Annotated in this window: 12 protein-coding genes; 9 read left to right on the forward strand and 3 right to left on the reverse strand. The window is 68.4% G+C overall.

The annotated features are described in order from the left end of the window. Window positions 1-310 precede the first annotated feature (310 nt). Window positions 311-2,113, forward strand: a complete 1,803-nt coding sequence (locus AFM16_RS39950) for a phosphorothioated DNA-binding restriction endonuclease family protein (RefSeq protein ID WP_245177675.1) — start codon at window positions 311-313, stop codon at window positions 2,111-2,113. Between the two features lie 35 nt (window positions 2,114-2,148). On the opposite strand, the gene AFM16_RS12010 is transcribed toward AFM16_RS39950, so the two are convergent. From AFM16_RS12010 to AFM16_RS39955, 3 genes are all read right to left on the reverse strand, one after another. Next, a complete protein-coding gene (locus tag AFM16_RS12010; RefSeq protein ID WP_078633291.1) occupies window positions 2,149-4,035 on the reverse strand; it encodes a DUF2075 domain-containing protein in 1,887 nt (628 codons plus the stop codon). Window positions 4,036-4,655: 620 nt separating this feature from the next. Then, a complete protein-coding gene (locus AFM16_RS12015) occupies window positions 4,656-5,387 on the reverse strand; it encodes a DUF7873 family protein (protein WP_030794186.1) in 732 nt (243 codons plus the stop codon). A 79-nt stretch (window positions 5,388-5,466) separates the two neighbouring features. Beyond that, window positions 5,467-6,405, reverse strand: a complete 939-nt coding sequence (locus tag AFM16_RS39955; RefSeq protein ID WP_245177676.1) for a hypothetical protein — start codon at window positions 6,403-6,405, stop codon at window positions 5,467-5,469. A gap of 857 nt (window positions 6,406-7,262) precedes the next feature. Between AFM16_RS39955 and AFM16_RS12025 the strand changes: the two genes are divergently transcribed. The 8 genes from AFM16_RS12025 to eccD all read left to right on the forward strand — a co-directional run bounded on the left by AFM16_RS12025 (window position 7,263) and on the right by eccD (window position 14,294). Beyond that, on the forward strand, window positions 7,263-7,730 hold the full coding sequence (locus AFM16_RS12025) for a hypothetical protein (protein ID WP_078633293.1): 468 nt from the start codon (window positions 7,263-7,265) through the stop codon (window positions 7,728-7,730). A gap of 383 nt (window positions 7,731-8,113) precedes the next feature. After that, complete coding sequence (locus AFM16_RS12030) at window positions 8,114-8,446, forward strand: hypothetical protein (protein ID WP_078633294.1); 333 nt, start codon at window positions 8,114-8,116, stop codon at window positions 8,444-8,446. 66 nt (window positions 8,447-8,512) lie between these two features. Next, the gene (locus AFM16_RS12035; RefSeq protein ID WP_078633295.1) at window positions 8,513-8,824 is read left to right on the forward strand and encodes a pore-forming ESAT-6 family protein; all 312 of its coding nucleotides are present in this window, start codon (window positions 8,513-8,515) and stop codon (window positions 8,822-8,824) included. A gap of 56 nt (window positions 8,825-8,880) precedes the next feature. Further along, on the forward strand, window positions 8,881-9,273 hold the full coding sequence (locus tag AFM16_RS12040; RefSeq protein ID WP_245177677.1) for a DUF6507 family protein: 393 nt from the start codon (window positions 8,881-8,883) through the stop codon (window positions 9,271-9,273). Between the two features lie 71 nt (window positions 9,274-9,344). Continuing rightward, entirely contained in the window at window positions 9,345-11,702 is a 2,358-nt protein-coding gene (locus AFM16_RS12045; RefSeq protein ID WP_245177678.1) for a hypothetical protein, read from the forward strand. Window positions 11,703-11,833: 131 nt separating this feature from the next. Further along, window positions 11,834-12,550 carry an immunity 49 family protein gene (locus AFM16_RS12050; protein WP_256861277.1) on the forward strand — a complete coding sequence of 239 codons (717 nt, stop codon included), beginning with the start codon at window positions 11,834-11,836 and terminating at the stop codon, window positions 12,548-12,550. Between the two features lie 54 nt (window positions 12,551-12,604). Next, entirely contained in the window at window positions 12,605-12,898 is a 294-nt protein-coding gene (locus AFM16_RS39960; RefSeq protein WP_078633298.1) for a hypothetical protein, read from the forward strand. Between the two features lie 31 nt (window positions 12,899-12,929). Beyond that, window positions 12,930-14,294 carry a type VII secretion integral membrane protein EccD gene (eccD, locus tag AFM16_RS12060; protein ID WP_167797179.1) on the forward strand — a complete coding sequence of 455 codons (1,365 nt, stop codon included), beginning with the start codon at window positions 12,930-12,932 and terminating at the stop codon, window positions 14,292-14,294. Window positions 14,295-14,311: the final 17 nt, after the last annotated feature.

Consider the following 14,311-nt stretch of genomic DNA (forward strand, 5'->3'; position numbering starts at 1 on the left):
CCTTGAGGCAGATCCTAGTGGCTACCCACGGCGTGAAAAGAGGCAGTGAAGGACGGAACTATAGGACATACGGCCTACACGATCGGAATCAGTACTCGTGATCGCGTGGAGATGGATCACGTCGACAGGGCGACCGCCGCTGCCTCCATCTGTACTCACTCCCGAACCCGCACCGCCGGGCCGCGCTGCCGGTCTGCATGCTGGGCCATGGCCCGGAGCAAACCGAACGCCTCCAGCACCTGCACTGCACGCTCGATGCGCCGGGTCGAGGAGAACGGTCTTGTCATACCGTCGTACTAATCTCGCGAGCATGGGACTTGGGGACATCACACGCGCAGGAGTGCTGGCCGCGGTCGAGGAGTGTCAGCACCTGGGGCGTGAAGCATTTCGCCGCCGGTACGGCTTCGGTCGGGCCACCACGTACGAGCTTGTTCTGGACGGGAACCGCTTCGACTCGAAGGCCATCGCGGGCGTCGCGCACCTGTACTCGGTCGGCAGCCCATTGTCGGCCGCCGACTTCAGCGGGGGCGCGCACACAGTGGTACGTCGCCTGAGTGCGCTCGGCTTCACGGTGACGGCCGCATCCGTCGCCACGGACGGGGTGGAGCAGGTGGCGCCGCAGGTGGTCCTTCAGCCTCGCGGCGGGGCTCGGGATCGCGGCCCGCAGAACTTCGCCAGGTCGATACGACAGGGCATCCGCATCGCGGACATCAAAGATGTGCTCGGTGAGCAGGCGGACGCGCTCACCGCCTTGTATCCCGATGGGACGGCTCGCCTGTGGGGGTCCATTCCCACGGCACAGTCCAACAACGAGAAAGTCAGAGCCCTGCGGCAGCGCCGTATCGGCGACAATGTTCTTTTCTACGCGGAGAATCATTTCATCGCACGCGCCCGCATTCTTCATCTGCTGGAGAGTTCGGCGGTGGCGCAGGCCGTCTGGGGAACCGACGCGAACGGCTCCACGTGGGAACACATCATGGCGCTGGGTGAAGTCGAAGAGTTCTCCACCCCCGTGCTCGCGGCTCCCATCCTGCAGCGTCTGAACGTTCGGGCGCCGCTCCGGAGCCTCACCCTGCGGTCCGCCGAGGACTACCGTCATGTGACCCAACTCCTGCCCAGGAAGCGGCAGCCGATTGCGGCACCATCTCCCGCCTCTCATCCGGTCGCGTCGCCGCAGCTCCGTCCAGCGGATCTGCTGGATCGTTTCGGCTCCCTCAAGACTCATCGCCGTGCCGGGGGTGACGCTCCCAGCCGCCACCAACCACTGGCCTTGCTGTGGGCGGTGTCCCGCATAGCCGCGGACAAGCCGCGACTGGCACCGTGGTCCTGTTTCCGTGCTGAAGTCGGTCCGCTCCTGGCCGAGTTCGGATTGCCCAGTTCCAAAGTCACGCCCGAGTACCCCTTCTGGCACTTGCAGGGCAGTGGTCTGTGGGAGGTGCGCGGAATACCGGGGGATGCCGGCGACACGCCGCGAACAGGAGTCCTCGACAAGGTCCAACCCGTAGCAGGTCTCACTCACGAAAGCGCCGAGTTGCTGCGGAATCCGCTCACTCGCCTCCAGGCCGTGGTCAGGCTGTGCAGCACGTACCTCGACGATGTCGACCAGCGTGAGTTGCTCAGTCGAGTGGGCCTCGCCGGCTACGCGACGGCCGACGGCCTGCCCGAAGACGACCTGGACGGCAGCGGCGAGGAAGGCACCGATCAGGAGCGGGCTGCAGGCCCAGTCCCGCGGCGGCCCTCCAACTCCTCACGGCCGGTACGCAATCCCGCCATCGTCAACCAGGTCAAAGACCTCTACGGCAACGCCTGTCAGGTGTGTACGACACGTCTGCGGTACAAGCGCAGGCCCTACAGCGAGGCCGCGCACATTCGCGGCCTCGGATCCCCGCACGACGGGCCGGACGAGCTGGCGAACCTGCTCTGCCTGTGCCCCAACCACCACGTTCTCTTCGACGGCCTCGAGATCTTCATCGACGTCGACGGCTACGTGAAGAAGACGCACGGAGGCGAGTCCTTGGGACGTCTCCACCGAAACGCCAGCCATCGGATCGACGATGAACACCTGCGCTACCACCGGACACTGTGCGACCTCAACAGGCTGACGGGCAAGTAGGCAGGAGAACACTCCCGCGGAAGCCGGCCTGTCCGTCAGGCCGGCACGGCCTCCCGTGCCACTCCGCCCGTCAGCTCCCTCAGCTTCTCCCGTGTCTCCGCGTCCGTCGAATACACGATCGTGCCGACCATTCCCCGGGTGAGCAGCACCTTGTAGGTGTTGCGGATCAGGCGGTCCACGTCGGTGTCCGAGGTGGACTTCTTGAACACCGTGTCCTTGGACGCCGCGCGGTCCGTGATCCAACGGTCGCCGCGCCAGACCATGTCGGGGCCGATGATGACGCCGGACCAGTCGTACTCGAAGCCCTGGGCCGTGTAGACGCAGCCGACCTGGCCGAAGCCGGCCGGGTCGGTGGCCCACAGGGCGGCCGGGGGCGCGCCAGAGACGGAGCGGTCGCCGCGCAGGTTCCAGGGGCGGGCCCAGTCGCCGATCACGACGTCGGGAGGCAGCGGGTCACCGGGCTTGGGCTCCGGGGACCAACGCCAGCAGTAGCCGGCGGACATCCGGGCACCGTAGCCCTGTGCTCGGCGGTCTTGGAGGAACGCCTCCATCTCCTGCGGGCTGTCGGCGACCAGCAGTTGCATCCGGCCGTCGGGTTCCCAGACGACCGGCCCACCGGACTCGAGGCCGAGAAGCCGGACGACCCAGCGCAGGTAGCTGTCGCTGCCGCCGCAGCGGAACTGGCTGTCGAGCGGGACGACATGGCAGGGAATGTCCCGCTTGTTCGCCGCTGCCCTGATGTCGTCCACGGTACCCAGCTCGCCGGGGCGCACCACCTGATGTTCGTCGAGGAAGAAGACGGGTACGTAGGCGACGTCGAGCAGCTCGTCGATCTGTGCCTTGCCGGTACGGTTCCCGGCGCGCGTGAAGCGGTTGGCCGAGGTCTCCCGGATACGGTGGGCCTCGTCGCAGATCAGGGCACCCAGGCTGTTCTTCTCGGCGGTCATGAAGCTGTTGAAGTACTTGAACAGGTCCTGGACCTCACGCTTGCGGGCTCCGGCGACCTTCCGCATCGTCTTCGTGAAGGACTGTGAGCCGGTGGCGTGCAGTGCCGGAATCCCGCGCCGGTAGAGCTCGCCGAGAAGTTGGAGAGCGATCACGCTCTTGCCGGTGCCAGGGCCGCCCGTGACGATGACGACCTCCTTGCGATCGGCGTGCTTCGCCTTCTCCACCGCGTTGAGCACCATGCGGTACGCGACCTGCTGCTCGTCCAGAAGGACGAACTGTGTACGCTCGCGCACTTCTTCGGCGGCCACGGACATGAGCTGCTTCGACGGCACCTTGGCGGCTGCCTGGAGCTCGTCCGCCGCCGCGGCCCCCGGGTGCTTGTCGCTCAGCCTCGTACGGAGATGGTCGAGGAAGGCGCCGCGACGTTCCTCGGTGAAGAGCAGCCCGTGGCCGTCACGTTCGATCTCCCGCAGCCCGGTCACGCCGAACTCGGTGGCGTTGTGCAGATAGGCCACCCCGGCCACCCGATGCCCGTGTTCGGCCACCGCGCCGTTGAAGTTGATGAGGTATTCGCAGTAGCGGCGCACCTGCTCGATGGGGTTGAGCACCGGCTGCGCGTAGGCGTCGACATGGCACAGAGTGGGGTCGTCCTCGTGGGGCAGCGCCTGGCTCCACTGCTTCAGCTCCACCACGACATAGGACGGCTCTCCCGTGACCGGGTGCACTCCCGCAAGGACGACGTCCGCGCGCTTGCTGTTCAGCGGGAGCGCGTACTCCAGCATGACTTCCACGTCGCCCAGGCCGGCGTCGTTGAGCGCTGCGGCCAGGACGGGGATGCTGCGCTCCCAGGAACGCACCTCCGAGGCGCCGGGCCGATAGCCGTGCGAGTGGACGAACTTGTCGGTGAGACGCAGGAACAGCGAACCGTCGAGTGCCATGACGGCGACCGTCTTGGCGGACGCGCGGAACAGCAAGGACTTCCCCCAGGCAGCACGAAGAGACTCGTGCGGGTGGGGGCATGTCCTTCGAGACTCCACCGGGGTGGAGCGGAAGCCCGTCGGGCCGCGTTGACGATGTGTCCGAGGGTACCTGGCGGTGCTGACATCCATGCGGGTGACCGCGACGGCCGGACGCCCGCGCGGTCGCCCATGCGGGGGGTGTCAGGTGGTCAGGGTGCCATTGAGAATGGGGTCGCTCCCGGGAGTGACGGAGCCCGGGAGTCGTATCCAGCTCCCGGGCCCCTGGGGATGCCACCCAATGGCGCACGCCGACGGCGTTTAAGAGGACGGATCAGTCATCAGGCCGTCGTGTTCTTCCTTTGAACTACCGCACCGTGCAGAGGTGCAGGCGAGAGTCGAACTCGCATCCGACGGCGTTCGTCCGTCCCCGGTCGCACCGGCGATCGGCGGCGATGCTGAAGCTTGAGCGAGAGTCTGAGTTTGACGGCGCGGATCCTCTGCGGCTCCACGCCTTTCAGGCTGAACGTCAGTTTCAGCTTGCGCCCTTCGCGAGGGCCGGTCCTCAATCCGGCCGCCGCTGTTGCGCACCCCCGCGCTCGCACGCGGGGGCGATCATGGGGCCACCGTGCCCGGCATCAGCCGAACAGGTAGCCGAACACCGCTTCCCCGGCGCGCCGGTCGGTGACCTCGGCGCCGTTGGCCTCCTCGCGGGCGAACTTGACCGCCTGCTGGAGCTTCTCGACCCGCTCCACCAGCTCGTTCACCCGCCGCGCCGGAAGCGCCCCGGAGAACTTGACGGTCGTCCAGTACCCGATCGGCACGTCCTCGTAGTACACCTCGACCTGCGCCGGGTGCTTCTCGGTGGCCTCGGCCTTGACGTGGTTGCGCGGCACCTTCTTGGTACGGATCGTGCGGACCGCGTCCGTCTTCCACCAGTCCGTGGACGGGTCGAGGGACCAGGACTCGGCGGCGTCGAGCGTGGGCAGCTTCTTCACGAAGGCGTGCAGCTCGGTGAGTTGCTTCTCCAGGAAGAGCAGGTAGGCGACCGGGACCTCGGTGAGGATCGTCCGCCCGTCGACGGTGACGTCCGCGCAGGCTGTGCGGTTGGCCCAGTCCTTGGTCGCGGTCACGTCGAACAGCCGGGTCAGCGACGCGGACATCTCGCGCAGCACGTCCTCGGCCTGCACCTGCACGCGCGTGGACTCGGGCGGCAGTTGCTCGCCCTCCTCGTCCTTGGGCTGATAGGTGCGCGAGATCCCGGCGAGCAGCGCGGGCTTCTGCACCTTGTGGTGCGCGGCGGTGACGTCCTGGAGCGACTTGCTCTTGACGCCCTTCTCAACGGCGATGATCTGGTTCAGCTTTGTCACTTGGTCCCCCTTGGAAAACACCAGGACCGTAACTCAGGGCATCGAACGCCCGCACGCGAATTTCACGCCCGCCCCGGCGCTAACTGCCCTCCGGGCATGCCGATTTACCCGACCCGGCGGGCGACAGCCACACCTGCCCGGCCGGCACCTTCACCGGCTTCCCCGCCGCCGGGTCCCACAGGACGGCGGTCTCCCCCGAGACGCCGAACAGCAGATAGGGGGCGGCCGGCCGCAGCCGCGGACCCGCCCCCGACAGATCGCCGTCGGGGACGACGGGCCGGACGCAGGTCCACTCCGGCGCGACACCGAAGTACGACGGCGGATCGTCACCGCGCTCGGCCGCCGCGACCGTCCGGTTGACGGCCGTCTCGGCGGAGTCCCACGCCTGGATCCCCGCCCCGAGGAGCATCGCCAGGAAGAGCGCGATGTTCAGGAGGACGTTGGTGCCGTCGCCCGGGGTGGCGTACCGGTGGTGCCGGTGTTTGGCGAACCCCCACCAGGCGGGGACCACCATGACCAGGCTCAGCATCACCAGGAGCTTCACCGCGGCCACGGCCTGCCAGACGGGCGGGACACCGAGGTCGTCCGGGGTGAGCCCGAGGCCGTCGGCGTACAGGGCGTGCAGGACGGATCCCGCGGCGAGGAACGCGGACACGGCCAGCGTCACCACCAGCGGAACCGCCCAGGCGACCCACTCCCCCCAGGTCCACTGCCGCACGAGCAGCCAGAGCCCGGCGAGGACAGCGCACACGGCAGCGGTCATGAGGGTCTGCCCGGGACTCCACGCCTCGCCGAGCACCCCCACCCCCAGACAGCCGAACGCCACCAGGCACAGCCCGGCGGCCCCGACCCCGACAACCCGCCGGTCCTCACCCCCCAACTCCCACCCCGCGCGCAGGGCCCCGCCCGCACCGACGATGGCGAGGGGTATCAAGAACCACCAGGCGGAGGGCCACGCAGCGAACGCCAGGGCGACGGCCTCGGCCGCGAGGAAGGCCCACAGAACCAGCCGGATCACCCGCCCCTCGACTTGCTCCTCCCCCTGGTACGGCGCAGCCTCCCGCCACCGCCCGTCCAACGGCCTGACCGCGTGCTCCCGACCACCGACCCCACCCACACGCGCGAGCCGCAACGCCTGCCGGGGCCCACCGGAGACGAACACCCCGACGTCGTGCCGCCCCAACACCATCCCGACACGAGCGAGCCGACGACGCGCCCCGGACACCCGGACGACCCTCCAGTACGGGTACAACTCCCGGTCCCTCGCCAGGTGTTCAGCCCGCCGGACATACCCCTCCAGCCGGGCCCCACGCAACGCCTTCCGCACCCGGTCGGCGGCGCCCCGATCACACTCCTTGGCCACACCAAAGAGCCGAACCTCTATCTCGTACACCCGACTGTCAGGATCGGCCTCCACCGCCGCCCCCAACGGCCCTTCCCCCGCGGCATGAGCGTCCCGCACAGGCCAACCAAGCCGCCCAAAAACCCGCTCGGCCTCCCCCCAGTCGTGCTCCCCACCACACACCTCGACGAACACACGAACCCGCTGGTCGTATCGCGTCTGGGTCACGCTTGAACGTCCCAGCTCGACTTGAAGCCTCGGACAAGAACACCGGTCAGGTGTCCGCCGGGCAACCCCATGCAACTCCCCTCTTCAGGGCCGCTGTAGGACGGCTTACGACGTTCGAAGTCCTCTGCCATCGCCCGCATCACGCCCAACGACTCCTTCAGCGACAGAACGCTCGGTCAAGGCCAGAGAGTAGACGCCCCCTCCGCGTAGTCGGCAAGGACAACGCGGCCTGCTGGGAGTCGACGATGGCCATGAGCGGCGTCGCCGGCTCCGTACGGTATGTGCCCTGAGAGGGAAGGACTTCTGTGGCAGTCGAGCACAACCTTCGGTCGAACTTCGTCTTCGCTCCGCCCCCGGACGACCCGACCGCGTGGCAGGCCAGTACCGAGAGCTTCGGGCATGCGCTGACGCGGGACTTTCCCGAGGCATTCCTGGAGATCAACGCCTCCGCGCTGCGCGATGTACCCGTCGTCGTCATGGACTTCGAGATACAGGTGGAGCCGGACGTCTTCGTCGCGGGCACGGCCGCCATGCCCGCCCCGGACTACGCCCACGTCAGCATCGTCGACGTGACCGCACACACGGCGGCCCTGTTCGCGCGGTGGCTGCGTGACTCGTACGTGCCCTCGCCGGGCAGTGTGCGTTTCCTGAGCAGCTTCGTCATGGAGAACGGCGACGAGACGCCCTGGTCCCTCCCTGCGGCGGGTGACGCCACGGAGATCGAGACCGTGCTGCTCAGCCACCTGGACACAGCCGTACCCGAACGACGATGAACGCCGGATTCCGTGCGCGGAGATCCGGCCGCTGGTTCAGCCCTCTGGGTCTTCTCACTGCCGGGCTGCGTCGGCATTGCATCTGCATGGTGCAACTCTCCAGGGCTCGCACGTGAGTTGCTCGACGCCGATGATGTCGTCGTCGATACGGCGTACGCGCGCCACCGGATGCGTCGGGCCGGATCACCGGCGACGGCGCGGAGAGGAAGCGGAATCGCGACCGTTCATGAGCTGAATCACGCCCCAGGGGCCCCTTCCCGCGTTGCGCCTGCAACACATGATGCGAGAACATGTTCGATGTTCTGCACGTCGCGCGTGACACGCGATGACTCCGTGGCGATCGAGCGAACCGCAGGACCCAACACACTTACGGGGGTGGGTGAATGAAGTTCGACATGGGGTCGACGACCCTGTCGGATCTGGGGAAGAGCACCGCCGGGTCCAATGAGGACCTGGGCACTCTGATCACGTGGCTGATCCAGGCGGCGGAGCCGCTGGAGGGGAAGTTCAACGGGGCGGGCAAGGCCGCGTTCGACACCTTCAAGATCCACGCCGATGAGATCACGGACGCGCTGAACAGTTCACTGAGCGCGATCCTGGGCGGTCAGTCGGGCATGGACTCCGCATTCGGCACCGGTGACGTGGAGTTGGAGGACAACGCCACCCAGAACATGGGTGCCGCCAACTTCGACGCGGCCCGCTTCGGCGCACGCTGACCGCACGAGCGCGCACCCGCTCGTCCGCCGGAATCACTTTCATCGTCCTTCCAGGGGAACTTGACCATGCCTCAGAACCAGGATCGCCGTTCCTACGACACCGGCGCCTCCGGCGAAGTCCAGATCAGCTTGCAAAGCGTCATCGGCCAGTTGGAGCGCGTGCTGACCGACCGTGAGCGCGCGGTGAAGGCCGCGATGGCCGACTTCGCCGCGGACGGCGTCGCCGACGAGTACCACGGCAAGGAGATGCGCTGGCACCGCGCCGCCGGCGAGGTCCGCGAGATCATCCGGCTGGTGCGCACGACGATGGAACAGAACGACGGAACCGCGCAGTCGACCCTGGCCAGAGCGAAGGCGGCCGTCGACAGCATCGGCTGACACCCGGCGTGCGGCAACAGCAGGGGCAACGGGGAGAGGGAAGCGGGGGCTGACGCATGCCGAGGTGGGACATATCTCCGTCCGGGGTCGGAAGTGTGGTCTCGAACGTCGCAGAGGTCATGAGAGTCCTGGACGACATCGTCCAGGCGTACGCCAAGGATGTGGAGGGCGCGGCCACCGCGGCCGGGACGCTCGCGCCGGGCGGGGCGGCCGGGGAGCACAAAGGGCAGACCGGTCTGGTGGCCGCCGCCCTCGCGGAGTTCATCGAGGCCACGGCCGACGAGTTGCAGTTCATCGGCACACGCGTCGGCAAAACGGTCAACGGCGCTGTGGAGGCCACCGTCGCGTACCGGGAGGGCGACCTGGAGATGGCGGCCGAGGTGCAGCGGCGGGCGTCCGGGGTGGTCATGCCGGACATGCCGGCCGACTGGAAGGCGGGCCGTCTGTGATTCAGCCGGAGTCCATTCCGCTGTTCACCGGCGATCTCGGCCAGTTGGAGCAGCACACCGGTGCGCTCCGGGTGGACGCGGACGGCATCCGCCAGGCCGGCGCGGAGGCCCACCGCCGGTTCCAGGGGCTGTCGGCCTTCTACGAGGCACCGGAAGCGGAGACGCTGTTCGCTTCCACCGCGCCGGCACGTGATGGCGCCGACGCCTTCGCGGACAAGGTCGCCACGGTCGCGGACGCCTTGTCGACGTATGCGACCGAAGTCGCGCCGATCATCGCGCGGTTGGAGCACCTGCACAGCACGGCGACCGCGTTCGTGGCGGGGCTCAGGACGCCCGGCGGGGAGTTCGACGAGAACTGGACCGACGACGCGGACAAGGTCGAAGTGCACCAGGGGCTGATGCATGACGTGAACGTGGCGCAGGCCGCGTTCACGGCCGCCGAGATCGCCTGCAACAACAAGATCACCGCACTGGTGGGCGGCACCCAGTACGTGATGAACACCGGCGCCAGGCAGTTCAGGCCACGCGGTACGGAACTCTACGGCTACAGCGCCGAGGTACTGGACCAGGCCGAGGAACTCCCCTGGGGTACACCGGTCACCCAGTCCCACGACTGGTGGGACCTGAACGACCTCGGCTACTACACCAAGAGCTTCGTCTGGGACGGGTTCATCGTCGACAACGTCTGGGGCACCGTCGATGGCCTCGCGACCCTGGTCGGCGTCCACGGCTCGGACAGGGCGGGACAGGCCTGGGAAGGCGTGGTGCGGGCGATCGTCGGGGCCGAGACCTACCTCATGGAGTCCGGCGGCCAGAAGCCCACCGGTGTCTTCGCGACCGACTTCGCCCAGGAAAGCAAGGCGTACGCCAAGGAGTTCGGCAAGTCCTTCGTCGCCTGGGACATGTGGAAGGAAAACCCGGCCCGCGCCGCCGCCACCGTCGTCTTCAACGGCCTCACCCTGGGCGCCGGCCCGCTCAAGATCGCATCCGCGGGCAAGGCCGGCGCCGCCGCCAAGGTCGCCGCCACGATCGCGAAGGTCGGCGACGCGATCGACCCGATCAGCGCCACGGTCAAGGCGACAGGGCACGTCATACCCACCATCGCCCAGGTGACGGAGAACCTGCGCGGCGTGCACAACGTCCCCGACCTGCGCGCCCCGCACAGCGTCCTGGAGCTCTCCGACGGTTCCCGACTCGTCATCGAGGACGGCAAGTTCATCGCCTACGACAAACACGGCGACCTCGTCGGCGAGGCACCGAGGCAGGAGCACTCCCTCGCCGAAGGGACCGCACCGGCGAGGGAACGGGAGTTCGCCGAGGCCGGCGCAGTGTCGCGGGCATCGGGGGAGGCGTCCGGCGGGTCGGGAAGTGCCCATGCCGCCGGTTCCGAGCCGTCCGGTCCGGGCGGCGTCGGGACAGCCGGCGACGGTCATGTCGGTTCCGGCTCCGGCGGCAGCGGCTCGGGCGGTGCGACCGGCCCGGACAGCGGCCTCCCCGGTCGGCACGCGCAGGTCCCGCGCCCCGACTTCATGCGGGACGGGGTCAACCCGTACGGACCCCGCGGAACGCTCACGCGGGAGCAGATCGAGGAGATCCAGGTCTACCGGGCCAACCACGAGCCCGGGTACCTCAGGCAGCACTACCGGAAGAACGGCACGCGCCTGGACCTGGCACTCCACGACGAGAGCGGGTACACGCCGCCCCAGCTCACGCGACTGTCGGAGAACGGTCCGTGGGTTCGCGTCAAGGACGTTCCCGAACCTCCCACGCCTCATTACTACGACGCCGACTACATCCGCGTGGGCGCGGACACCGTGACGAGTCCGGACAGGCTCCGGGTTCTGCAGGACTCCACGTGGAATCGTCATGCCGCTGTTCAGTACGACAACCTCGTCGCGGACTGGAAGGCGGAAACGGGCAAGGCCCACGAGGTTCACGGGACCGTGGACACGGCCGCGCAGTGGGGGGAGGCCAAGGGGGCGTACAAGGAATCGCATACGGCCATGGGAGAGGCCACCGAGGCGTTCGGCGAGACGGTCGCCGAATATCACTACATAGCCGAGAATTACCCGGACTTCGAGAAGCAGACGTTGCTGGGACCGAAGAACGGCAACGACCAGTTCGACCAGGTGTGGAAGCATGAGGACGGTCGCATAGTAGTGATCGAGGCCAAGAGCAGCCCCGGTACCGAGCTGGGCCGACGAACCCTTCCAGGCGGTAAGCAGGTCTCCCAGGGCAGCAGGGAATATTTTGACGACATCCTGATCGCCATGGAAAGGCGAGGTGAATACGATCTCGTCGACGACCTGGAAAAGGCGCTCGCCCAAAAGCGGCTGGAGTACGTCGTCGTCAAGGGAGAGAGAAACGCCGGAACGTACACTGGTTACCGATATCGACGGTTTGACATTACTAGAGGGACTCTTCCATGACTGTACAGTTTCCGCGGCATGGGCTCCCTGCAGAAGCCGACGCAGGTCGGCTCAGCGAGCGGGTGGCCAGGCGAATCGACCGGCTGGAAGAGTCGACAAGCGGGATCGACTTCGCCTTCAGTACCGCTGTCATGGCACTGCGTGCCCACTGTGTGAACGACCCGCGGGCAGCCAAGGCAGAGACCTGGGAAGCCGCAGTCGCCGCAATGCAGTTGGGTTCCGCGCTATTCGCCGTGACCGGGGTGAGCGAGGGGACTGTCGAATGCCGCATCCATTACAAGGTCCGCGCCCTCTCCGCCCTCGGCCCCCTCTCCACCGCCGACGCCGGCAACTGGCTCACCGCCTTCTGGCTGGCGGTCGTCTGCCGCGAACCCCGGCGCATGACACAGCTGTGCGAGATCCCGCTGGAGCGCCTGCGGTCGCCGCAGGGGCAGTACGACGAGTACGTCTACCACTGGGTCGACACACTGCAGACGTACTGGCTCCGGCGGCCCGGGCTGGTCGAGAAGCTCACCACCACCCTCCAGATGTCGCATCCCGACGTGGCCCGTATCACCCCCCGCGACCTGCTCGACGGCGTCCTCTATCCGCCGATCCACCTCTTCTCCCGCCTGATCACGAACGACTGGGACGGCTTCGCCTCGGGCCTGATCGAGGCACTGAGGCTCCACCAGGCGTACTGGACCCTGAACGAGGAACGGGCCGCAGACATCGACGGCAGCATCGCGCTGGGCCCGCTGGCGATGGCCTGCTGGGCCTTTGACGGGCAGGTCGCCCTCGGCGTGGAGTCGGACTACCTCCCCGAGCACCTCGTCCAGCACAGCTGGCTCGGCGAGTTCCCGACCTGACGCCGGCATGAGCTCGGATGCTGAATTCTCTGCAAGGACAGGCGGCCGAAAACCGTGACAGCCCAGGACTACGACGACCAGCTGCTGGAGTCGGTGTCAGTACGCCGCCGCCGGTTGCGGGACGCTCTCCTGTTTGGTGCGCAGCGCCAACGGCGCTCGCTCGACGAGCGGTTGGGGAAGGTGCTCGTCGGTGTGGTGATCGCGGCGGTGGTGTGCGCGGGGTGTGTGGGATGGTCGTTCGTGTCGCATCGGGTCATCGGGAAGAGCCCGTACGGAGCTTCCGTAACGTCGTCCCGGCCCTCCGAATCACCGTCGCCCTCGCCGTCCGTGGCCTCTTCCACCCGGTGATAGGTTCGAACGCGTGATACCCACGGGGACTTTGAGCCGCTCGGCGACCGGCGACCGTACGGTGCTCAGCCGGGTCACCTTGGTCGGCGAGCGGCGCCGGGTCGACCTCGTGCTGCCCTCGCGGGAGCCGGTCGGGGTTCTTCTGCCCGAGATCATGCGGCTGTTGGACGACCGCGTGGGTTCGCGCCCCGAGGCACGGCATCTGGTCACCGCGGACGGCTCGGCGCTGGCGCACGACTCTTCGTTGGAGTCGGCGGGCGTGCCGGACGGGGCCGTGCTGCGGCTGGTACGCGTGGAGGACGCGCCGTCGGCCCCGGTCGTGCATGACGTGAGCGACGAGGTCGCCGACGATCTGGACGTGCGGGCGTGGCGGTGGCGGCCCGCGGTGCGCAGGGTCGTCGCCGGGCTCGCCACGGTGTTCTGGGCGGTGACGGCCGGGATCGTGGCGCGCCGGGAGTTCGATCTGTCGGCGGTCGGTGCCGGGCTGCTCGCCGTCGCCGGCGTGGGTGCCCTCGCCGGGGTGCTGTGCGGACGCGCGCGGCGGCCAGGGCTTGCCACCACGTTGATCATCACCGCCGGTGCGACGGCCGTTCTCGCCACCTGGACCTGCGCCGACGCCTACGACTGGTCCGGCGCGCTGCGGCTGGCGGGGCTCGCGGTGCCCGCCACCGTCGCGTTGTTGCTCGCCGGGTGGTTCACGCCGCTGGGACGCGGGGCTCTGATCGGGGCCGGCGCGGTCGGCGGATGCCTGGTGTTGTGGGAATCGGCCGTCGCCCTTCAGGGCGGGGCCGGGAGCCCGACCGGGCAGGCCCGGGTCGGCGCGCTGCTCGCCGTCGTCTGCGTCGTCGCGCTGGGTGTGCTGCCGCGGCTCGCGCTGATGGCGTCGGGGCTGTCCGGGCTGGACGACCGCCGATCGGGCGGAGCGTCGGTGAGCCGGTACCAGGTGGCCACCGCCCTGGCGGCCACCCATCGCGGGCTGGCGATCGCGACCGCCGTGCTGGCCGGTTCCGCGGCCGCCGCCGGGATTCTGGTGCTGCGCTCGGTGTCGGTGTGGACGGTGCTGCTCGGTGTCGTCGTCATGATGGCGCTCGGGCTGCGGGCGCGTGCGTTTCCGCTCACCGCCGAGATCGTGGTGCTGCTCGTCGCCGCGTCCGTCGTCGCGGTGCGGCTCGTCGTGGTGTGGCTGGAACGGACCGCGGCGGCTGGGCCCGTCGTCGCACTCGCCCTGCTCGCGGTCGTCCCCCTCGTGGTGCTGAGCGTGGATCCCGCCGAGCATGTGCGGGTGAGACTGCGGCGGGTCGGCGATGTCCTGGAGTCGGTGTCCGTGATCGCCATGCTTCCGCTCGTCATCGGCGCGTTCGGGGTGTACGGGCGACTGCTGGGCACCTTCGCGTAGGCGCAGGAACGTGGGGA

This window comes from Streptomyces antibioticus (assembly GCF_002019855.1).
GTDB lineage: Bacteria > Actinomycetota > Actinomycetes > Streptomycetales > Streptomycetaceae > Streptomyces > Streptomyces antibioticus_B.

Excerpts from the sequence above, each read along its gene's own strand:
- AFM16_RS39950 (WP_245177675.1), top strand. The coding sequence starts at position 311 with ATGGGACTTGGGGACATCACACGCGCAGGAGTGCTGGCCGCGGTCGAG.
- AFM16_RS12030 (WP_078633294.1), top strand. The coding sequence starts at position 8,114 with ATGAAGTTCGACATGGGGTCGACGACCCTGTCGGATCTGGGGAAGAGC.
- AFM16_RS12035 (WP_078633295.1), top strand. The coding sequence starts at position 8,513 with ATGCCTCAGAACCAGGATCGCCGTTCCTACGACACCGGCGCCTCCGGC.
- AFM16_RS12040 (WP_245177677.1), top strand. The coding sequence starts at position 8,881 with ATGCCGAGGTGGGACATATCTCCGTCCGGGGTCGGAAGTGTGGTCTCG.
- AFM16_RS12050 (WP_256861277.1), top strand. The coding sequence starts at position 11,834 with ATGGCACTGCGTGCCCACTGTGTGAACGACCCGCGGGCAGCCAAGGCA.